We start from the raw sequence: 22,254 nt of genomic DNA on the forward strand, positions 1-22,254 counted from the left end.
GAGTTGTTACGATAAAATCAAACTTTAATCATTGGGGTTTTATTCTTCCCCAATGATTATTAACCAATATTATGAGCAACAACTCATAATAATTTATCTACTTCTTTTCAAAGAGGTTTGATGTCTTACTATTATTCCTCAACATCTTCATGAACATGTATTTTGATTTCAATTAAAGAAAGGAATTTTCTATATGACTTATAAAATGATTGTTTTAGATTTAGATGATACTTTATTACGTGATGACCATACTATTTCACCTCGTACGAAAGAAGCGTTAATGACTGCACAAGAGCAAGGTGTAAAGGTTGTACTTGCTTCTGGACGTCCAACGTTTGGTATGCGCAATGTAGCCAAAGAACTTCGTTTAGAAGAATACGGCAGTTTCATTCTATCTTTTAATGGTGCAAAAATTATTAACTGTAAAACAAACGAAGAAATCTTTAGTAGTACGCTATCTCCTGAAATCGTTCACAACCTATTTGAAATTAGTCAAACTGAAGATGTATGGATTCATACTTATATGGGCGATGATATCGTAACGGAAGAAAATAATCCTTATACTGAAATTGAGGGCGATATTACCGGTATGCCAATTGTTGTAGTAGATGACTTTAAAGCCGCAGTTAAAGAGCCTGTAGTAAAAGTATTAATGAATAAAGAGGCTGAACGCCTTGTTGAAGTTGAAAAGAAACTACAAAAACAACTAGAAGGCCAATTAAGCGTGATGCGTTCGAAACCATTCTTCTTAGAATTTACAGAAGCCGGTGTTACAAAAGGAACGAGCTTAAACAAACTGATTCAAAAGCTTGGCATTAAGCGTGAAGAAGTTATCGCAATGGGCGATAGCTATAACGACCAAGCAATGATTGAATTTGCTGGTCTTGGCGTTGCAATGGGAAATGCACCTGATGATATTAAAGAAATTGCAAACTACGTAACAGATACAAATATGAACGATGGTGTTGCAAAAGTTGTAGAGAAATTCGTTTTAAAAACGGATGTACTTGTTTAATATTTTCATTCACAAAACCTATTTGAAGTCAAATACTTCAAATAGGTTTTTATTTAAATTCTCATGCTTTTGTGACTATATTTTGAACTTTGCACTATTCTCGTAGTGTAAACTTTCTTTTTGTATATAATGAAACAAAATAGACTATTTTATTTTGAAAAAGAATACAAATTTACTATATACAAGCATACGTTAAAGGAGGCTACTTTATGTTATCTACACCAATCGGACGATTAAGAGCAATTGGACTAGTTGAAGGTATTTCTTTCCTATTACTATTATTTGTAGCAATGCCATTGAAATATTTCGCAGGATTTGCAACAGCTGTTAAAATTACAGGCATGGCTCATGGTGTTCTATTTATTCTATTCATCTTTGCAGTAATTCAAGTAACAATCGTACACCGTAAATCAATTTTATGGGCACTTGGAGCATTCGTTTCATCAGTTATCCCATTTGGTACTTTTGTACTAGATGCAAAATTAAAGAACGAGCAACAATGATAATAAAAAGGTAGTTAACAACTGTTAACTACCTTTTCTATTTATAAATTTGGAATTTCCCAATCAATTTCTCTTTCGCCCATATTAGCTAAAATCGTATTTATTTTAGAATATGGCTTACTACCAAAGAAACCACGTCTTGCCGATAATGGGCTTGGATGTACAGATTCGATAATATGATGATTCGGATTCGTAATTAATTTCTTCTTCGCCTGCGCATGGCGCCCCCACAATATGAAAATAACTGGCTTTTCACGTTCGTTCAACAGTTCAATTACACGATCTGTGAAGTGCTCCCATCCTTTTCCCTTATGAGAATTTGCTTCGCCTTGACGAACTGTTAATACGGTATTTAGTAATAATACTCCTTGTTCCGCCCATTTTACTAAATAACCGTTATTCGGGATTTCATAACCATATTCATCTCGAAGTTCTTTATACATATTTAACAATGACGGTGGTGTTTTAACACCAGGTTGCACAGAAAAGCTTAAACCATGCGCTTGATTCGGTCCATGATATGGATCTTGCCCTAAAATGACAACCTTTGTATTTTCATAACTTGTATACTGAAGAGCGTTAAAAATATCTTCTACCTTCGGATAAACAACATGCGTGCTGTATTCTTCTGTCAAAAAACTGGATAGAGTAAGATAATACTCTTTCTCGAATTCTGGTGCCAATAGTGGCTCCCAATCATTCTTTAAAACATTTTCCATACTGTCACTTCCTGTCTAATTAATTCACCATATCCTGTCTTGTAAATACTACGAACGAAATAACAAGAGAAACAACTGCCCAAACAGTTAAATTCATCAAAGAAAATCCCATCGATAAACCTTGTAATGCAGGTAATTTTCCTGATAAATAATCCGTTAATGATAAATTCACACTAAAAATATATTTGGCGCCTTCCCAAGATGTTGCGAACGAGCTTAAAATACCGCCTGCAATTAATGCAGCTAGCATAACGCCCATACCAGCTGGTGTATTACGAATTAAAACAGAGACCATAAATGATATAGTTCCGACAACGATAGCAACAAACCAGGCTAGTCCATACGCCATTAAGATGTATTGCCACTGCGGAATAAGATGTACAAAGTTCGTATTTAACGTTTCCTTATCAATGACGAATCCTGTTAAAACAGGTAAATTCCATCCCGAGTACCCAAATACAAGCCCTGATAATATGTAAGCAAACAAACCTACAAGAAACAGTATGAGCGAAATGAAAAATAACATCGTCACGTATTTACTAAGGAGTATTTTCCAGCGCCGAATCGGCCGCGTAAGTAACATCTTCATCGTCCCATCACTTCGTTCTCCTGAAACGATATCAATGGCGACAATCATTACGAGAAGCGGAATAAATAATGTAATTCCTTGTTCAATAAATGCTCTGACAAAAGTCGGTGCACCCGGTGCCATCGGATTAATATCATGATCTAAATAATATTGTTGTTGCTCAACTCTTACCTTTAACCAATCACGCCATTCTTCTGGCAACCTAGAATTGTTCAACCGGTTCTGAGAATCAACAATTTGCTGTTGCAATGAAACCTTCCAATCAGTTGTACCGAGTCTTTTTTGTGTCGTTTCTATTTCACGATACTGCGCATACACAAAAAGCGGGATCAAGATTGCTAAAATAAGCATGACAACAAAAATACGTTTCTTGCGGTAAATCTTTTCTGATTCATTTAAAACTAGATTCGCAAATTCACGCATGCTGCTCACCCCTTGTGAGTTCAATAAATAAATCTTCTAGCGTAAATACAAGCTCCTTAACGCTATGTACATCTATTTCATTTGCGACAAAGTGTTTATTCCAACTACTTATAGATGCAATATCCATGCGGCATAGTAATCGATCGCCTTCTACACTCACTTCCCTTACTTCTTCGGCCGCTTCTAGCATATCTTTCGCCTTAGAAATCGGTGTAACAATCCATTCTACACGATCACTTGCTGTTTTAATTAATTCTTCAACCTTGGCAACTGTTATCATCTTTCCTTTATGAATAATAGCAACGCGATCGCATATCATTTGCACTTCACTTAGCAAGTGGCTTGAAATAAACACGCTCATATTTTCTTCTTTTACAAGCTTATGTATAAATTCCCTAAGTTCTCTAATCCCTGCTGGATCTAAACCATTCGTTGGTTCATCTAATATGAGCAATTTCGGATTTCCAAGGAGCGCCTGCGCAATTCCAAGACGTTGTTTCATACCAAGTGAGTACGTTTTTACCTTGTCATGAATTCTTTCATCTAAATGAACCATTTCAGCAATTTCAATAATACGTTCATCTGATATATCACCTAACATACGAGCAAATTGCTTTAAATTTTCCCATCCCGTTAAATATGTATACAACTCTGGGTTTTCAACGATACTCCCAATTTGACGCATCGCTTCTCTGAAATTTTCCTTAATCGAATAACCACCGATAGAAATCGTACCTTCTGTCGCCTTAATCAATCCGACTAACATTCGAATGGTAGTCGTCTTTCCAGCACCATTTGGTCCTAAGAACCCGAACACTTCTCCTTGCTTTACATCAAAGGAAATATTCTCTACAAGAGTCTTCTTTCCAATTACCTTCTTCAAGTCTCGTACGGAAAGTATCGTCGTCATTTTACCCCTCCTTGTTCTAGTTTTAATTTACTTACAACATTTTGAACTAAACGTTCTGCCATATACGTATAACCTACTTCGTTCGGATGAAAATGATCAGAGTATAATAAATCTTTCCCGCGGTTTTGGAATAAATCAAATGTCGGTGTAATATACACATTTTTATCGTTTAGCGCTAATTTCTCTAAAGATGCATTCCAGTCCACAACAATGTTTGAAGACCCTTTTAAATCTTCTACATCTTCAAAAGGATTGTATAAACCAAGCCAAAAAATCGGACTATCTGTATTTAATTTACGAATTTCTTCTATAATTTTCTTTGCTTCATTTTGAAACGTCTCTGTGTCAGGACGATACGTCTCTAAATCTATTTTCCCAAGTGATTCCCAGCCTGGGAACAAATCATTTCCACCAATCGTTAACACAATTACATCTGCTTGCTTAATTGAATATTGAGCGCCATTACTTTCAATTTGTTTTAATAAATCGGGCATTTTTGCACCACTAACTGCTAAATTTGTTAATGCAATTTTTTGCTTATAATCTTTTTGTAAATCCTCTTTCATTCGCCCAACATAGCCAATTCCTTCTTTATCACCAACGCCACGCGTTAATGAATCACCTAAACTAACGATTTGTAACGTTCCCGTTTTCTTTTTCTCTTTTGCCACTACATCGGTCTTTTTAATTAAATTTGAAGCTTTCGGATTTAATACATCATTTACACCTGAAACAAAGCCATATGCAAATAAACAGAAAGATGCAATTGTAATGAGTAGAATTACTTTTACTACTTTTGATCTCATATCAAAACCCCTTTTAGCCCTCATAGATTGTCCATAATTATACCAAACGAAATTTTGAAAAGCGATTTTCACACCTTCTCAATTATGTCGTTTCTCTATCTATTAACTCTGGTAATAACTCTATATGCTTCACATCTAATTTCTCTTCATTAATCTTTTCATATAATAATTCAAACGCTTTTACTCCAACGTTTTTACTAGAATGCGAAATCGTCGTTATACCCAATATATCTGCCACCTCTTGATCATCACACCCGATAATCGTAATATCCTCTGGAATACGAATTCCTTGTTTTTTTGCTTCTGTAACCATCCCCGCTGCAATATGGTTACAAGATACAAGGAACGCTGTCGGTTTTACTGACATATGAGCCCATTCTCTAATTACATTGCGTCCATCTTCCACTGTAAAACAACCTTCAAATTTCCAGGTCTCTAACGGTGTTACGATACTCTGTTGAAGCGAATCTTCATACGCCTTCTTTCGTCTTTGGCTATTAACACTATTACTTCTTCCAATACAATATCCAATACGTGTATGACCGGCATCTATTAAGCTTTTCATCCCACGTGAAAATACTTTGTAGTAATCGATATGTACACTTGAAATGCATTTTGAATCTATTTCTTCACACATAACAATCGGGCCGAATTTCGTATATTCTTCAAGCTTCTCCTTACTATTTGTCCGAGAACAAATAATAACCCCATCAAGCTTTTTCATTTTTAACATATTCAAAATTTCCAGTTCTCTTTCTTCACTATAATTCGTCTGACAAAGCATCATATTATAATTATTCTTTGCTGTCTCTTTTGATATCCCCTCGATAATAGCGCTATAATATTGATCATTTACGTGTGGCAATAAAACGCCAATTACATTCGTTTTTCCTTTCACTAAATAAATTGCATTCACGTTTTGCGTGTAATTTAATTCTTCTATAATCGCTAAAATTTCTTTTCGTTTCTGTTCATTTACGTACGGATGATTATTTAGTACACGTGAAACAGTTGAAACAGATACTCCAGCAAGTTCAGCAATCTTTCTTATATTTGTCATCTCATTTTCCCCTTCTCACAAAAATTCTCCCTTGACCTGGTAAGCTTTCCACAATATATCCTTTCCTAGCAAATACATTTAGAAAGGATATACAACTATGCTTCGATTCAAATTAGAATATATATTTTTCATTGGCGGTTTACTCATTCTTGCCATCGGTATTAATATGATGACGACAATTACTTCCTTTGGACTTAGCCCTTATGATTCCTTCTTTATTGCACTATATCAAAATTTTGGGATAAGCATTGGTTTTTGGATTTTCATGATTAACTTTGCCTTTACACTTATCGTACTCTTTTGGAATAAAAAACAAATTACAATCGGTACAATTGTAACGATGGTTCTTATTTCTCTTTTTGTTGATTGGATTGGTTCCATTACAACTATTATGGACGCTATCCGCTCTCTTCCAAAATATATAACACTTATTTGCGGAAATCTATTCGTTGGAGCTGGAATTGGTCTTTACGTCTCTACAAACCTTTGTGCAGCGCCTCAAGAAGCTTTCGTTTTAACGGTTGCCGAGAAGAAAAAATGGACGTTTAGAAGAACAGAGATTTCATTAGCCTTTTTATTTTTAACGTTAAGCTTTTTATTAGATGGACCTATCTATTTTGGAACAATCATCTTATCCTTTACAACAGGCTGGATTATCCAAGCATTTATTCAAGTTGGTACGCAGATTTTAAATAGAAAAGAGCCTATTAAGCAAGCTGCTTAATAGGCTCTTTCTGTTTTATGGTAAGAGATACTACTTAGCATCCCCTTCAATTCGATAGTTCGCTTTCAAACAATCTATTTCTTCATACCCTTGCAACGTATGTAGAATATAATCATAATCAGCAAGAGACGCACGATGCGTTACAATTACAATTTCAGCCTTTCCTTTCTCTTCAAGCGGCATTTGAATAATTTTCTCAAAGCTAACTCCGCGCTCAGAGAACAATGAAGTAATTTTTGCAAATACACCAATTTCGTCTTTTACATGCAGTCTTAAAAACTTTTTCACGACAATTTCGTCTGGCTCTTTTAATACTTTTTGATATTGTGGGACTACAGCACTATTTCCTGTTACCCCTAATCTAATATTTTGCATTACAGCAACTAAATCCGAAACAACAGCTGTAGCTGTCGGTAAACTTCCTGCGCCTGGTCCATAAAACATCGTTTCCCCAACTGCTTCACCGTACACATACACAGCGTTATATTCATTTTGTACTGCTGCAAGAGGATGTGTATTTGGAAGTAAAGTTGGTTCAACTGTAACCTCCAATTTTTCACCATCTCGTTTTGCAAGACCGATTAATTTAATTGTATAACCTAAGCTCTTACTGTATTCAATATCTTCCTCTGTAATAGAGGTAATACCTTTTACTTTCACATCTCCAAGCTCTACATTTGTAGAGAAACCGAGGGTAGCTAAAATCGTCATTTTTCTTGCTGCATCTAAACCTTCTACATCTGATGTTGGATCTGCTTCTGCAAATCCAAGTTGTTGGGCTTCTTTTAACACGTCGTTATATGCTCTCCCTTCGTCTGACATTTTCGTCAAAATAAAATTTGTTGTTCCATTTACAATTCCCATTACTTTCGTAATAAGATCTGAAGAAAGTCCTTCTACGATACTGCGTAAAATTGGAATTCCCCCTGCCACACTCGCCTCATAGAATAAATCAGCCTTATTATCTTTTGCTGTCGCTAATAATTCAGCTCCATGTAATGCCATTAAGTCTTTATTTGCAGTTACAACATGCTTTCCGCTTTTTAAAGCTTGTAAAATATATGATTTTGCATCATCAATGCCACCCATCACTTCAATAACAACATCAATATTTGGATTATCTAAAATTTCATTTGCATCTTGTGTTAATAGAGTAGAAGGTACCTCTACCTCTCTCTCTTTCTCAATGTTTTGCACTAATACTTTCGTTACCTTCACTGGACAACCTACTTGGTGTATGAGTCGTTCTTGATGATCCGTAATAATACGAACCACACCACTGCCAACTGTCCCAAGACCTAATAACCCAACTTGAATTTCTTTCATAGTACTGTCCACCCCTCAAAAATTGTGTTTAGATGAAATTATATGAGTAAAAAATCTGAAAAACAATGTATTTTGAACATTCGGAAAAATAAAGGTTAATCTTTACAAGGAAAACGTTGCCACGTGTTACACAATCTTTCTTTACAATATATAAGGGGTTTCTTGATACACGTAATAATTCAACCAATTAGAAAACAATAAATTACCATGACTCCTCCACCTAACAAGCGGCTTTTCATCTGGATTATTATGTTTAAAATAGTTTTTTGGCACATCAATATTTAATCCCTTGTCACGATCTCGTTCGTATTCTTGTTTTAACGTCTCACAACTATATTCGCTATGTCCAAGGGCAAACACTTGCCTTCCTTCTGACCCAATAACAAGGTGAACACCTGCTTCTTCAGAGTTTGCTAACAATGTTAATTCTTTCACTCCTCTAATATCATTCTCTCGTACTTCTGTATGACGAGAATGCGGAGCAAAAAACAATTCATCAAATCCTTGTAATAATTTCACATGTTGCTCGCAAACTTCATGTTCAAATACACCGAACACTTTTTCCTTAAGGGGATACTTTGGAACACCATAATGATAGTACAAGCCAGCCTGTGCTCCCCAGCAAATATGGAGCGTAGATGTTACATTCGTTTTTGAATACTCCATAATATGTTTAAGCTCTTCCCAATAATCTACCTCTTCAAAAGCAAGGGTCTCCACTGGCGCTCCTGTAATAATGAGCCCATCAAACTTTTCATTTTCAATATCACGAAACGTTTTATAAAAGCTTGTTAAATGTTCTTGCGTTACATTACGCGATAGATGTGATTCCATATGAAGCAAATGAACATCTAATTGTAACGGTGTGTTTCCAATTAAGCGAAGTAATTGCGCCTCTGTATCTTGTTTCGTTGGCATTAAATTTAATATAGCAATTTTTAAAGCACGTATATCTTGTGTTTCTGCCCGCTCCTTCGTCATTACAAAAATATTTTCTTTTTGCAACACTTTGCGAGCCGGTAAATCTTTATCAATTATGATCGGCATGTGTTTTGCCTCCAACTAGAGCTGCTTCCAAATCTGCAATAATATCAGAAACATCTTCTATACCAACCGATAAACGAATTAAATCAGATGTAACACCCGCTAAACGCTGATCTTCAGCATTTAATTGTCTATGCGTCGTACTAGCAGGATGTATAACGCAAGTTCGTGCATCAGCTACGTGCGTTACAAGAGTTGCTAGTTTTACATTTGCGATCAATTCTTTTGCTGCTTCTAATCCGCCTTTAATACCGAAAGTTAAAACACCACTAGCACCTTTTTTCAAGTACTGTTGTGCTAATGAGTAATTTTCATTACTATCTAACCCTGGATAATTCACCCATTCAATACGTTCATGATTAGCAAGCCACTTAGCAACTGCAAGAGCATTTTCACTATGACGTTCCATTCGTAAATGCAATGTTTCTAAGCCAATATTGCTAATATATGCATTGAATGGGCTCATACAATTTCCATAATCTCTTAATAGCTGAACACGTGCTTTCACGATATACGCTGCTGCACCAAAGTTTTGAACGTAACTTACACCGTGATAACTTGGATCTGGTTCAACAAGTTCAGGATACTTTCCATTTGTCCAATCAAAGTTTCCACCGTCAATTACAATACCACCTAAGGAGCTCGCATGCCCATCGATATACTTCGTCGTAGAATGAACAATAATATTTGCCCCATGTTCAAACGCCTGGCATAAATAAGGAGTTGCTAATGTATTATCAACGATAAAAGGTACCTCTAATTCTTTAGCGGCAGCTGAAAATTCTTTAAAATTTAAAACATTCATCGCTGGATTTCCTAACGATTCTGCATAGATAAGTTTCGTCTTGTCATTAGCAAGCGCCGTGATTTCATCTGCCGTTAAATTTGGATTAAAGAACGTAACATCAATGCCAAGCTTACGTAAACTCACCCCAAATAAATTAAACGTTCCCCCGTAAACAGTTGAAGAGCAAAGTAAATGGTCTCCACTACTACAAATATTTAAAACTGCGAGCATAATAGCTGCTTGCCCAGAAGCCGTTGCAACAGCTCCTACACCGCCTTCTAAATCTGATAACTTCTGCTCAAATGCTGCTAGAGTAGGGTTTCCAATACGTGTATAAATATATCCTTCTGCCTCTAAGTTAAATAGAGCTGCTAAATCATCCGAAGTATCGTATTTATACGTTGTGCTTTGATAAAGTGGTAAAACACGTGGTTCACCATTCTTTGGCGTATAGCCACCTTGCACACAAATTGTTCCTTTTCCCCATGATTCTCCCATCTCTCATTCTCCTTTCTTTTATACAAAATAAAAAACTGCCCCTTTCCTGAAAACAAGAAAGGAGCAGTTTGAAAACACGCTCTAAAGGCTCTTTCTTATCTCTCAGGATTACTACCTGCAGGATTTGGCACAATTCCGTTATACGGCTGTTGCCAAGGTTTCATCGGGCCTGTCCCTCCACCTTTTCTTGATAAGACTATGCAATTACCGTTGATTTTATAGCAATAATTTCCTAATGTCAAACAGTTTTTCTGAATGTTCTAAAATAAATGTTAACAGTTTCATATAAAGCAACAAAAGAAATATATTCTAGTCTATTTCAAAAAAGACCTTTAAAAACCTCAAATCAGTCTATAAAATTAAATAAGTAATTTAACCTATAAATTCAAATTCCCCAAAAGTTAGCCTATATATTGAATAGGCCATCTTCTCAAAAAGATACTATATATATTCAATCCATTTTTCACTAGTATATTTCACTTTTTTCCCTACTAAGAACCTGTCTAGAATCTTTTCAATAAAATTGCCACACCTGCCAATAAGCAACTTTGTCTACTGTTTTCAAGTGTTCGTTCACAGTTTTTCCACAGTCTGCGGTAATTTTCCAACCAAGCAAAAGTTCGCTCTACGATCCAGCGTTTGGGTAACACAACAAACTTGTGAAGTTCCGAGCGTTTGATAATTTCAACTGAACAATGAATCGTTTCTTTTATCGATTGTGCAAATGATGGGCCCGTATATCCACCATCACAAAGTATATTTGTCACTTTGTCCAATGATTTTTTATGCTTTTCACACATTTGGATAGCACCTTCTCGATCTGTTATATTCGCAGTTGTTACTTCAATCGCATGAATGAGACCATTGGTGTCTACAGCGATATGTCGTTTGATTCCTGATACTTTCTTTCCCGCATCGTAGCCTTTTTCACTCGCTATCCATGTGTTTTTTACACTTTGTGCATCTACGATGCAGAAGCTTGTCTGTTTTTTTCGCCCCTCTTGTTCACGATAGGTTTCGATCAATTTTTTTATGCACTTTTTCAAGAAGACTTATGCCATTCTCGTCTACTTTCCGCCAAATCTGGTAGTAGGAATAGACGGTTTTCCAGTTTGGAAAGTCCCTTGGCAGATTACGCCATTGACAACCTGTCGTAAGCAAATATAGTACACCGCAGAATACCTCGTACAAATCAACTGTGCGTGGGCGCGTCGTTTTCCGTGCATTTTCTAAATCTTCACGAATCAGTTCAAACTGTTTACGAGTAATATTACTGGTATAATCATGTATCATTAGGAAACATCCTTTTTTGTATAGATTATATCATAGATTTCAGACAGGTTCTAAGATTTACATAACGGAGGTATAACATGACAAATAAAAAAGATATGCATTACATACTTGCTCTATATGGCATTCTTCTAGGATCTATAGTAGGAGCTACAGTCTGGTTATTTTTAGTCACAATAAATATTGGAATCCACTTTATTTGGGGATACTTGCCTGAAGTTCTCTCTTATCCCTCTTATTACACCCTTTGCGTAACAATAATTGGCGGGGTCCTCGTTGGTCTATCACAAAAATATTTCGGTATATATCCACGCCTTATGCCTGAAGTAATGGCTGAATATAAAAAAACTGGTCGAATCGAATATCGCTTTGTCCATCAGGCTACTTTAACAGCGATTATTGTTTTAATTTTCGGAGCTAGTCTTGGTCCAGAAGCCGCACTAGTTGGAATTATAGGCGGACTGTGCACATGGGTAGGGGATCGCTTTAAATTTGCCTTAAAGGGTATGAATGAGCTAACCGAGATCGGAATTGGCGCTACTTTAAGTGTCATTTTTAACGCACCATTATTCGGTTATTTAGCACCGAATGAAAATGAGGGGGAACAAATTGCTGCTTTTTCTAAAGGAAAAAAGGCAATTGTATACTTAGCTACTACTTTCGCAGGTTTTTCTGTTTATTTACTACTGAGTAAACTTGATAATCGTGGATCCTTTATTGTTGATTTCGGGGAAGGTGCACTTTCTTTCAATGAATGGATTGCATTTCTTCCACTTGCTAGTATCGGCGCTATAGTTGGTTTCTTTTATTTCAAGTTAGAATTCACATTAGAAAAGTTCATTCACCCTTTTAGAGAATACAAGCTGACACTCGGAATTATCGGTGGCATTTTATTAGGAATTGCAGGAACTTTTCTTCCGTACACATTATTTTCAGGGGAACATCAATTAAAAGAGTTAGTTGTTGAATGGAGCCATTTATCTTTTTGGATACTACTTCTTTCAGGGATTTTAAAGTTGTGTATTACTGCCGTTTGTTTGAACACAGGGTGGCGGGGTGGACATATATTCCCAATTATATTTTCCGGATCAAGTATTGGATACGCTATAGCATCTATTCTTCCTATAGATCCAGTAGCATCCGTTGCTATCGTAACGACAGCAATTTCGAGCTATGCGTTACGAAAGCCAATAGCTATTACATTGCTATTACTTATGTTTTTCCCGCTTAATTTACTATTGCCAATGCTTGGTGCAGCTGCTATTGGGAATGCCTTTCCACTCCCAAAACATAACGAAAATACAAATTAACAAAAATAGACAGTGTAGACGAAAGCTCCACTGTCTATTTTTTTATTACACATGCTGCTTTAATAACGCTTCTAACTCCTCAAAATTATGCACTTCATATGTCGGTATAATCCCACTATCATTTAACTTCCTTTCTGGATTAAACCAACAAGTATCAATTCCCGCTACATATCCACCTTTAATATCTGCGCTTAATGAATCCCCAATAATCAGCCCTTCTTCAGGTGCAAAGTTAGGAATCCGTTCAAAAACATAATCAAAATACTCTTTCATCGGCTTTTGAAAACCTGTATCTTCCGAAACAAAAACATCTTTAAACAATGAATGTAACCCTGCATTACGCAAACGTTTATCTTGCGTCTTAGAAACACCATTTGTCACTATATACAACTCATACTCCCCTTGAATTTGATTTATAAATTCAAATGCACCTTGCATGAGTTGATTTCCTTCTTCTAAGTAGTTACGATAATTATTTTCGAATAATATTCCATTTACTTCTTCTCCATACTCTTTAAACAACAGAGAGAATCGTGTATTTACAACTTCATTGCGTGATAGTTCACCTTTTTCAAAAGCATCCCAAAGACCTTTATTTATTTTTTTATAACGAGCCTCTATCTCATCTGTTAAAGGGATTCCCTTCTCTTCAAAAAGTACCCGTAAAGCCACTTTTTCAGCCTTTTGGAAGTCTAGTAATGTATCATCTACATCAAATAACAATGTTTTATATTTTTTCATAAATTCATCACACTCTCTTTTCTACAAAAACAAATTTACATAAATCGTATCATTCCTTCTTGTAAAGATAATAGGAGATATCTCATACTATACATAGGGGTGAAAATATGAAAATCAGCAAAAATGAGGAAGAAATTTATCAATACATGCGAATCCATCAATTCCATACCCTATTTTCATTTCATGTCTTGCCATATGTAGAGCTGCATTCTTTTCAAACGAAAGAGATGATATGTAGTGAAGGAAATGCTCTCCCTTATCTCTATTACTTAATTTCTGGGAGAGCCAAAATATATATGAGTCATAAAAACGGGAAGGTTTCATTAATTAATTTTATTCAAGCACCATCTTTTATCGGGGAATTAGGATTAATAGGAGTAGAAAATATTACTAATCCGTTGAAGTACTAGAAGATTGTGTGTGTTTGGCACTTCCTCTTAAAGATTGTCAGCAACTTTTATTACAAGATGCAACGTTTTTACAGCACTTATGTAAATTTATTGGAGAAAAGACAATTACTCGCACTGAAAATTACGCAAAAAACTATAGTTATCCTTTTGAAAATCGATTAGCTGCTTTTATTTTATTAACAGAGCAAAATAATTGTTATATAGAAAAGCATACCGAGGCCTCGGAATATTTAAATGTCAGCTACCGTCATCTTTTATATGTATTAAATCAGTTTTGCCAACAAAATTATTTAAGAAAAGAAGGCCGAACATATTATATAAAAGATCGAAATACATTAGAAAAACTTGCTGATGAACTAAAAATATAAAAAAACAGCATTAACATATAAACGTTAATGCTGTTTTTTCGAGTGACGAGTATAATTTTAATTAAAATTTACTTGCTACTTTAGCTGCTTCTTCAAGACCTGCAGCAATAATTTCTTCTGCTTTATCTGGGAATTGGTTATGTCCTTCAATAACTACTGTTTCCATGTTTGTTGCGCCGAAGAAGCCCATCATACTTGCTACATATTTAACAGCCATTTCTACCTCAGCTGCTGGCCCTTCTGAATATACGCCGCCTCGTGCATTTAATAATGCAATCTTCTTATCTCCGATTAGGCCAACTGGACCCTCTGGCGTATATTTGAACGTTTTACCAGCACGGTTTAAATAATCAATATATGTGTGCAATACTGCTGGAATCGTTAAGTTCCATAATGGGAAGCCGAAAACAACTTTATCAGCTTCTAGGAATTGATTTAAATACTTATCAGCAACTGCTACTGCTTTTGCTTCTTCTTCTGTTAAATCAAATCCTTTACCTACCTTGAATGTACCATTGATCATGTCTACGCCTACGTATGGTAATTCTTCTTTATATAAATCAAGTTCTACTACTGTATCATTTGGGTGTGCTTCTTTATAGTTCACTAAAAATGCCTCATATAATTTTACACTAACTGCTTGTTCCGCTGGACGGTTATTTGCTTTAACGAATAAAACTGTTGCCATTATTTATTCCTCCTAGTACTCACTCTTATGTTGTTATATGCTTTCAAAAAAGGTATCCCTTGTAATTGTTGTTTTGTTGCTTACAAACATATTTTATCTTTATATAAAGACAATTTCGTCCTCACATAGACGTATTTTTCCATAAAAAAAGTCCACCTTCTAAAGGCGAACTTGGTCTTACGACTTTCGTCTTATACAATTCCATTTTTAACTGCATATAATGCCGCTTGCGTACGATCAGATAAATTCAACTTACTCAAAATGCTACTTACATGCGCCTTAACCGTCTTTTCTGTAATAACTAAAACAGATGCAATTTCCTTATTGCTCATCCCTTTCGCTAATAGCTGCAATACTTCATTTTCTCTCGCTGTTAGCACATCCACTTGAATAGAAGGTTCTTCTTCCTTTTCTTCTACAGGTAATGTTTGAGAGAGAAGAGCATTTGCTATATCCGGATGTAATTGAATATTACCTTTATATGCACTTCGAATAGCCTCAACAAGCTGATCTGGTTCTACATCTTTTAAAATATACCCACTTGCTCCAGCCCTTAATGCAGGTAACACATGCGCCTGATCAGAAAAGCTAGTTAATACAATTACTTTCACATTTGGATACTCTTTTTTTATATATGCCGTCGCCTCAACACCATCCATTTCAGGCATATATAAATCCATTAATATAACATCGGGATTTGTTTCTCCTACTTTCACTAACGCTTCTTTCCCATTATTCGCTTCTCCAACTAACTCTAAATCTTCCTGTGTACTTAAGAAAAATGCTAATCCTTTTAAAACGACTGTATGATCATCAACTAACAATACTTTTATTTTCACAAACTTCCCTCATTTTCACATCATAATGGTACATTTACTTTTACGCTCGTTCGTTTATTACTACTTACAATTTTAATTGTTCCACCAACTAATTCTACTCTTTCACGCATCGTAGTCATACCTAGTGATTTCTTTTCTTTTATATTCTTTTCCACAAAGCCCTTCCCTTGATCAACTATTTCTAATGATACATTTTTCTCATTCACTGTAAAATAAATCGTCGCTTCTTTTACACCTGCATGCTTACTTACATTGTTCAGTGCTTCTTGGCCTATGCGCCACAAAGCTTCTTCTACTACACGAGGTAAATCACGAACACCCGTAACTTGCTCCCTAATTTTCAGTCCCAAATTTTCACCGTACTGCTTTAGAGCTGGCAATAATCCTTTTTCTAATCCTGCCGGACGAAGCTGCCAAATTAATGTCCTCATTTCTTTCAAAGCTCCTTGCGCAAGTTCACGCATCTCATGCAAAGATTGATCTACCTTTTCATTTTTACCTTTTAAAACTGCCTCGGCGCCTTTTGTCATGAAGGTTAATGAAAATAATTTTTGCGAAACAGAATCATGTAAATCTCTTGCTAACCGATTTCTTTCTTCCATTCGTACAAGTTCACGGCGCTGCTCGTTTAACCTCAAATTCTCTATTATTAACGAAACATGGTTCGATAATGCTTGAATTACATCTATTGTATTAGCATCAAACTCTCCATTATTCAAACTAACACATAAAACACCAAATATATGGCTTTGAATATGTATTGGTGTAGCAATAACAGCTCGATTTAGATGTACATTATGTCCTATTTGATGTTTTATTAGAACTGGTTCATCTTGTTCTAACGCCTTCTTGGCCGCCTCTTTTACATCCTCTTGTAACTCTTCCTGAACGTAAGACGCTCGCAGAGATAATTCTTTTTCCTCCCTAATAAAAAGCGCTACTTGATTCCATTGAAATACTTCACCTACGTGATTTACCACCTTTTCAGGTAGTACATTAAACTTATGAATCATTTTTAAATCTTGAATGAAACGCTCTAATTTCACATAATAATGTGCTCTTCTCTTTTCATTTTCATATAATTTTGTTCGCTTTAAAGCCGTACCAATTTGGAAGGCAACCGATTGGAGTAATACTAATTCTTCTTCTGAAAAATGTGTTTTACCCGGACTTGCAACATTTAACACCCCAAATTTTTCTCCCCCAGCTTTTAAAGGAACCGTAGCATGATGAAGAATGCCCTCCGTATCCCCCCAATTATATTCAATTGCATTATTAATTCTTTTACATTCAATAATATTAACGGCTCTCTCTAATTTTCCATCTACAAAACCTCGTAAACACCAACATTCACCTTCGCACATCGGGCGTTTATTTTTATATGTAAGTGCCTCTGGTAATTGATAATCAATTAACTTCGTATACTTCCCATTTTCATCCGCAAGAAAAATCCATCCTGTCGTTAAACCTGTTACACTTAGCAATTTCTCGAGGACAGCTTGCAATACATGATATGTATCATTTGATGTATTTAATGTTTCTGCAATTTCCTTTAATATAACTAATTCATTCGTACGATTATCTCGAAACATACTCATTCTCCTGCATACAAGATTTTAAATAGCTCTTAAAATAAATCATCTACTTTTCACTTTGTACTTATTCGTAACATTGATATAATGGTGAAAACATAGTTTTCATTATATCACTCGAGGGGGCTTTCATAATGACATTAAATAAAGCACTTACTATCGCTGGTTCTGACACAAGTGGCGGTGCTGGTATACAAGCAGATTTAAAAACATTCCAAGAACTGGGCGTATACGGAATGACATCTCTTACAACAATCGTAACGATGGATCCACATAACGGTTGGGCACATAACGTATTTCCAATCCCAGCTTCTACATTAAAACCACAATTAGAAACAACAATTGAAGGTGTTGGCGTAGACGCTTTAAAAACAGGTATGCTTGGATCAGTAGAAATTATTGAAATGGTTGCAGAAACAATCGAAAAGCACAATTTCAAAAATGTAGTAGTTGACCCTGTTATGGTATGTAAAGGTGCAGATGAAGCATTACACCCTGAAACGAACGATTGCTTACGTGACGTTCTTGTGCCAAAGGCATTAGTTGTAACGCCAAACTTATTTGAAGCTTACCAATTAAGCGGTGTGAAAATTAATTCTCTTGAGGACATGAAAGAAGCAGCGAAGAAAATCCACGCTTTAGGTGCCAAATACGTACTAATTAAAGGCGGAAGCAAACTTGGTACGGAAACTGCAATCGACGTCCTATATGATGGAGAAACATTCGATCTTTTAGAATCAGAAAAAATTGATACTACAAATACACACGGCGCAGGTTGCACATATTCTGCTGCAATTACAGCAGAACTTGCAAAAGGAAAACCTGTGAAAGAAGCAGTAAAAACTGCTAAAGAATTCATCACAGCTGCTATTCGTTACTCATTCAAAATTAACGAATACGTAGGTCCAACTCACCATGGTGCATATCGTAAATTCGTTGTATCAAAAGAACTTGTCTAATATATAAATAAAAACACTCACAAGGTTCATACATTGCCTCTGTGAGTGTTTTTTATAAGCTTTATGTCTTCCGGTCATCTTATCTTTAAGATGCAGAGCTGACCTTATTTCTACCATTTCGTTTCGAGTAGTATAACGCATCATCCGCCGCTTGAATAAATTGCTCTGATGCCCCTTCATACTCTGAAACCCCTACCGAAACTGTAATTTTTATTTTTGTTCCATCTAACAATTCAAATGAATGTTTTTCAACAGCTATACGAGTTTGTTCCCCAACATGAATTCCATAAGCTATTCCTTTCCTTGGTATCAAAAGCGCAAACTCCTCTCCACCCTTTCGAAAAACCAAATCCGGAAATGCTGACATTTCTCGCAAAATATGCCCTACTTGTTTTAACACTTCGTCTCCCGCTGGGTGCCCATACGTATCATTTACATGCTTAAAATGGTCAATATCTATAAGTAGTAAACAAAGAGAATCATTTTTCAAGTGTTTATTACTAATATGACGATTCATCTCTAAATCAAACTGTCTTACGTTTCCTAGACCTGTCAATGCATCTATCGTTGCGTATTGCTTCATCGTTTGAAATAGCTCATTGGATTGTAAAACATAATTTGCACTTATGAATGTTATGTAACCTGTAATAATACTAGAAATTAAATATAATCCCACTATGTGGATCTCTTTAATTAACCATATATATAACGCTGGGATTAGAATAGATAAAATATATGCGTGTAACCATACCCACTTTTCCCCTAAAGAAAGCTTCATACGCGAAATAAAGATACTCCCTATTCCTATCGCAATGATTGTATAAAAGGCCACTTGAGAAGCTAATGAATAATCCATAAACAACAGTCTAGTTACTAAAATCATAATAATTGTTATGGTACTCGCTATCGGCCCTCCAATAATAACAGCTAGAATAACAGCTAAGTAGCGTAAATCCAATAGGATGGTACCAACACGAACACCGAAATACATTAGTAATATACCTAGTATCCCAGTAAAAATGCCTACTACACATTTCTGCCCAAAAGAGAATCCTTCTTTTAACGGCTTATCTCTTAAAAGCTGACCTCCAACAAAAATAAAGGAAAGAATAATTGTTGTATTTACAAATAAGTCCTTTAACATAAAATGATCTCCTTACTTTTCTATCTATCCCTTTCCTTACTTTATTGTATACGAAATCCCTATAATTCCCAAAGTTTTTATTTATTTTTTGCTGTTCCACGTGAAACAGCAAAAAAATAAAAAGGGCGAAAACTCGCCCTTTTTCATTAACAACAGCGTGATATTTTTCCACCCTTTGCGTTAAATCTTGCTTCTTGTGCCTCAGCAAAAAATTGCTTTTGACATAAAACCTCTTCTTCAGGATGATGCTTTTTCATATGCTCCACATATACTTCATAACTTGGTACCCCAACGAGCAAACTAATAAAGCGTTTTCTTTCCCTCCATACTTGCCACAGCTTTTTAAGCATAGTTCCTCGACTCACTTTCATCTCTCGGAATATATGGTGCCTCCTTTAACGGCATTGGCTTATTTCTTAATACTTGTATCCAAATTCGAAGTGCTGAAATTAACACAGCGATTACAACTATCATAAAAATCCCACAAAGCGCTGCATCAATATAATCATTGAAAATAATTTGCTTCATTTGAGCGACATTTTTAGCTGGCGCTAACACTTTTCCCTCATCTAATGCTCTCTGAAATACCTTTGCATGCGATAGAAATCCAATTTTAGGATTTTCATGAAATAGCTTTTGATACCCCGCCGTCATTGTTACAATCAGTAACCCGACAGTTGGAATAAGTGTTACCCAAACGTACGCCTTTTTTCCCATTTTGAACAAAATTGTCGTTCCAAGTAATAATGCAATACCTGCTAGCATTTGATTTGCAATACCGAAAAGTGGCCATAATGTATTAATTCCACCGAGCGGATCTATTACCCCTTGGTATAAGAAATATCCCCACCCTAATACACATAATGTTGTAGCGATTACATTCGCTAATGTAGAATCCGTTTTCCCAAATGGCTTATATACATGCCCTAAAATATCTTGAATCATAAATCGGCCGACACGCGTTCCGGCATCAATCGTTGTTAAAATAAATAGGGCTTCAAAGAGAATCGCAAAATGATACCAAAATGCCATCATGGCCGTTCCACCTATTACTTGTGAGAAAATATATGCCATACCTATCGCTAATGTTGGCGCACCACCTGTACGTGATAAAATCGTTTGCTCTCCAACATTTACAGCGAGATCTTTTAGTTCATTTGGTGTAATAGCAAATCCCCATGAGGAAATAACTTGAGCTGCCTGCGAGACATCTGTACCGATAAGTGCTGCGGGACTATTAATTGCAAAATACGTTCCCGGTGTTAATACACAAGCTGCAATCATCGCCATCGCTGCTACAAACGACTCCATTAACATTGCTCCATAACCGATTGGCTGTGCGTGTCCCTCTTGCTCAATCATCTTCGGCGTCGTACCTGATGAAACAAGAGCATGGAATCCAGACACTGCACCGCAAGCAATAGTAATAAATAAGAATGGGAATAAGTTTCCAGAGAACACAGGACCAGTTCCATCAATAAATTTCGAAACTGCTGGCATTTGTAAATCTGGTGCTACAATTAAGATACCGATTGCTAACCCTACAATTGTTCCAACTTTTAAAAATGTACTTAAATAATCACGTGGTGCTAAAAGCATCCAAACTGGTAATGCAGATGCAATAAATCCATATACAATAAGCATAATAGCAATTGTTTCACCACTAAATGTGAACATACTTGCAAGTGTTGGATTTTCTGCTACATACTGTCCTCCAACAAGAGATAAAATAAGTAGGATAATACCGATTACTGATCCTTCTCCAACACGACCAGGCCTAATATAGCGCATATAAACTCCCATTAAAATAGCGATAGGAATCGTTGCTGCTATCGTAAACATTCCCCAAGGACTTCCGATTAGTGCCTTTACTACGACCAACGCTAATACTGCTAATAAAATAATCATAATTCCTAAAATACCTATCATTGCAATTAGTCCTGTAACAGGTCCAATCTCATCTTTAATCATTTCTCCTAACGATTTACCATTACGTCTCATTGAAGCAAATAAAATAACAAAATCTTGGACAGCCCCCGCAACAACTACCCCAACAATAATCCAAATGGTCCCTGGTAAATACCCCATTTGTGCCGCTAAAATCGGTCCTACTAAAGGTCCCGCTCCAGCAATCGCTGCAAAGTGATGTCCAAACAATACCCACTTATTTGTTGGAACATAGTCTTTCCCATCATTTAATGTATGGGCTGGTGTTTGCCGATTATCATCTAAATTAAAAACCTTTCTCGCTATAAATCTACTATAAAAGCGATAAGCAACTGCATATACACATACGGCAGCTACTAAGAGCCATACAGCATTAATGGTTTCACCTTGTGATAAAGCTATTACCCCAAAAGCACCTGCTCCTACTGCTGTAATAACGCCCCAAAGTAAGATCGATTTCAATGTCTTCACATACAATTCCCCCAATACTATTTCTTAGTGGAGATTGTACTAAATTTTCTGAATATTTAACTTGAATCCTCCCTATCATGAAGGTTTTTCA

At 35.9% G+C, this 22,254-nt stretch carries 21 protein-coding genes, 1 pseudogene and 1 riboswitch; of the genes and pseudogenes, 6 read left to right on the forward strand and 16 right to left on the reverse strand.

The window, feature by feature from the left end; all coding sequences use genetic code 11:
- Positions 1-193 precede the first annotated feature (193 nt).
- Positions 194-1,015 carry a Cof-type HAD-IIB family hydrolase gene (locus V6946_RS28865; protein ID WP_000221395.1) on the forward strand — a complete coding sequence of 274 codons (822 nt, stop codon included), beginning with the start codon at positions 194-196 and terminating at the stop codon, positions 1,013-1,015.
- Positions 1,016-1,224: 209 nt separating this feature from the next.
- Positions 1,225-1,518: a DUF3817 domain-containing protein gene (locus V6946_RS28870; protein ID WP_000953396.1), complete on the forward strand. Its 294-nt coding sequence runs from the start codon at positions 1,225-1,227 to the stop codon at positions 1,516-1,518.
- 41 nt (positions 1,519-1,559) lie between these two features.
- On the opposite strand, the gene V6946_RS28875 is transcribed toward V6946_RS28870, so the two are convergent.
- The 5 genes from V6946_RS28875 to V6946_RS28895 are packed head-to-tail and all read right to left on the reverse strand — an operon-like array spanning position 1,560 to position 6,025.
- On the reverse strand, positions 1,560-2,237 hold the full coding sequence (locus V6946_RS28875) for a uracil-DNA glycosylase (protein WP_000432519.1): 678 nt from the start codon (positions 2,235-2,237) through the stop codon (positions 1,560-1,562).
- Positions 2,238-2,256: 19 nt separating this feature from the next.
- On the reverse strand, positions 2,257-3,249 hold the full coding sequence (locus V6946_RS28880; protein WP_001206477.1) for an ABC transporter permease subunit: 993 nt from the start codon (positions 3,247-3,249) through the stop codon (positions 2,257-2,259).
- Entirely contained in the window at positions 3,242-4,159 is a 918-nt protein-coding gene (locus V6946_RS28885; RefSeq protein ID WP_000207717.1) for an ABC transporter ATP-binding protein, read from the reverse strand. Before V6946_RS28885 ends, V6946_RS28880 begins: the two co-directional genes overlap by 8 nt.
- The gene (locus V6946_RS28890) at positions 4,156-5,037 is read right to left on the reverse strand and encodes an SGNH/GDSL hydrolase family protein (RefSeq protein ID WP_002022849.1); all 882 of its coding nucleotides are present in this window, start codon (positions 5,035-5,037) and stop codon (positions 4,156-4,158) included. Before V6946_RS28890 ends, V6946_RS28885 begins: the two co-directional genes overlap by 4 nt.
- 10 nt (positions 5,038-5,047) lie before the next feature.
- Positions 5,048-6,025 (reverse strand): LacI family DNA-binding transcriptional regulator, encoded by a 978-nt coding sequence (locus tag V6946_RS28895; RefSeq protein ID WP_006921977.1) that lies wholly within the window; start codon positions 6,023-6,025, stop codon positions 5,048-5,050.
- Positions 6,026-6,122: 97 nt separating this feature from the next.
- Between V6946_RS28895 and V6946_RS28900 the strand changes: the two genes are divergently transcribed.
- Positions 6,123-6,749 carry a YitT family protein gene (locus V6946_RS28900; RefSeq protein WP_000943411.1) on the forward strand — a complete coding sequence of 209 codons (627 nt, stop codon included), beginning with the start codon at positions 6,123-6,125 and terminating at the stop codon, positions 6,747-6,749.
- 30 nt (positions 6,750-6,779) lie between these two features.
- Here the strand turns inward: V6946_RS28900 and V6946_RS28905 are convergent, their stop codons facing one another.
- The 4 genes from V6946_RS28905 to V6946_RS28920 all read right to left on the reverse strand — a co-directional run bounded on the left by V6946_RS28905 (position 6,780) and on the right by V6946_RS28920 (position 11,697).
- A complete protein-coding gene (locus tag V6946_RS28905) occupies positions 6,780-8,075 on the reverse strand; it encodes a homoserine dehydrogenase (protein WP_000659109.1) in 1,296 nt (431 codons plus the stop codon).
- A gap of 141 nt (positions 8,076-8,216) precedes the next feature.
- Positions 8,217-9,122 (reverse strand): homoserine O-succinyltransferase, encoded by a 906-nt coding sequence (gene metA / locus V6946_RS28910; protein WP_006921973.1) that lies wholly within the window; start codon positions 9,120-9,122, stop codon positions 8,217-8,219.
- Positions 9,106-10,404, reverse strand: a complete 1,299-nt coding sequence (locus V6946_RS28915) for a bifunctional O-acetylhomoserine aminocarboxypropyltransferase/cysteine synthase (RefSeq protein WP_006921972.1) — start codon at positions 10,402-10,404, stop codon at positions 9,106-9,108. Before V6946_RS28915 ends, metA begins: the two co-directional genes overlap by 17 nt.
- Before the next feature lie 92 nt (positions 10,405-10,496).
- Positions 10,497-10,601: riboswitch (SAM riboswitch) on the reverse strand.
- A gap of 306 nt (positions 10,602-10,907) precedes the next feature.
- A protein-coding gene (locus V6946_RS28920) for an IS5 family transposase (protein WP_372584424.1) occupies positions 10,908-11,697 on the reverse strand; the annotation gives its coding sequence in 2 pieces (ribosomal slippage) (positions 10,908-11,438 and positions 11,440-11,697; 789 coding nt in all).
- A 77-nt stretch (positions 11,698-11,774) separates the two neighbouring features.
- Between V6946_RS28920 and V6946_RS28925 the strand changes: the two genes are divergently transcribed.
- On the forward strand, positions 11,775-13,004 hold the full coding sequence (locus V6946_RS28925) for a chloride channel protein (RefSeq protein WP_006921971.1): 1,230 nt from the start codon (positions 11,775-11,777) through the stop codon (positions 13,002-13,004).
- 45 nt (positions 13,005-13,049) lie between these two features.
- Here V6946_RS28925 and V6946_RS28930 read toward each other — a convergent pair whose 3' ends face one another.
- Positions 13,050-13,745 (reverse strand): YjjG family noncanonical pyrimidine nucleotidase, encoded by a 696-nt coding sequence (locus V6946_RS28930; protein WP_000760196.1) that lies wholly within the window; start codon positions 13,743-13,745, stop codon positions 13,050-13,052.
- 107 nt (positions 13,746-13,852) lie between these two features.
- On the opposite strand from V6946_RS28930, the pseudogene V6946_RS28935 reads away from it, so the two are divergent.
- Positions 13,853-14,523 (forward strand): annotated as a pseudogene (locus V6946_RS28935) (transcriptional regulator YeiL).
- A 61-nt stretch (positions 14,524-14,584) separates the two neighbouring features.
- On the opposite strand, the gene V6946_RS28940 reads toward V6946_RS28935, so the two are convergent.
- The 3 genes from V6946_RS28940 to V6946_RS28950 all read right to left on the reverse strand — a co-directional run bounded on the left by V6946_RS28940 (position 14,585) and on the right by V6946_RS28950 (position 17,642).
- A complete protein-coding gene (locus V6946_RS28940) occupies positions 14,585-15,211 on the reverse strand; it encodes an FMN-dependent NADH-azoreductase (RefSeq protein ID WP_000246744.1) in 627 nt (208 codons plus the stop codon).
- 191 nt (positions 15,212-15,402) lie between these two features.
- A complete protein-coding gene (locus tag V6946_RS28945; protein ID WP_000695799.1) occupies positions 15,403-16,050 on the reverse strand; it encodes a response regulator transcription factor in 648 nt (215 codons plus the stop codon).
- A 20-nt stretch (positions 16,051-16,070) separates the two neighbouring features.
- Complete coding sequence (locus V6946_RS28950; protein WP_000488148.1) at positions 16,071-17,642, reverse strand: GAF domain-containing sensor histidine kinase; 1,572 nt, start codon at positions 17,640-17,642, stop codon at positions 16,071-16,073.
- Positions 17,643-17,776: 134 nt separating this feature from the next.
- Between V6946_RS28950 and pdxK the strand changes: the two genes are divergently transcribed.
- Positions 17,777-18,601: a pyridoxine/pyridoxal/pyridoxamine kinase gene (gene pdxK / locus V6946_RS28955; RefSeq protein WP_000174252.1), complete on the forward strand. Its 825-nt coding sequence runs from the start codon at positions 17,777-17,779 to the stop codon at positions 18,599-18,601.
- An 85-nt stretch (positions 18,602-18,686) separates the two neighbouring features.
- Here pdxK and V6946_RS28960 read toward each other — a convergent pair whose 3' ends face one another.
- The 3 genes from V6946_RS28960 to cstA all read right to left on the reverse strand — a co-directional run bounded on the left by V6946_RS28960 (position 18,687) and on the right by cstA (position 22,163).
- Entirely contained in the window at positions 18,687-19,745 is a 1,059-nt protein-coding gene (locus tag V6946_RS28960) for a diguanylate cyclase (RefSeq protein ID WP_000910190.1), read from the reverse strand.
- Positions 19,746-19,891: 146 nt separating this feature from the next.
- Positions 19,892-20,095, reverse strand: a complete 204-nt coding sequence (locus V6946_RS28965; RefSeq protein ID WP_000914505.1) for a YbdD/YjiX family protein — start codon at positions 20,093-20,095, stop codon at positions 19,892-19,894.
- Positions 20,088-22,163, reverse strand: a complete 2,076-nt coding sequence (gene cstA / locus V6946_RS28970) for a carbon starvation protein CstA (protein ID WP_000854314.1) — start codon at positions 22,161-22,163, stop codon at positions 20,088-20,090. Before cstA ends, V6946_RS28965 begins: the two co-directional genes overlap by 8 nt.
- Positions 22,164-22,254: the final 91 nt, after the last annotated feature.

Source organism: Bacillus sp. PPSBB_2, assembly GCF_045291115.1.
GTDB classification, from domain to species: domain Bacteria; phylum Bacillota; class Bacilli; order Bacillales; family Bacillaceae_G; genus Bacillus_A; species Bacillus_A cereus.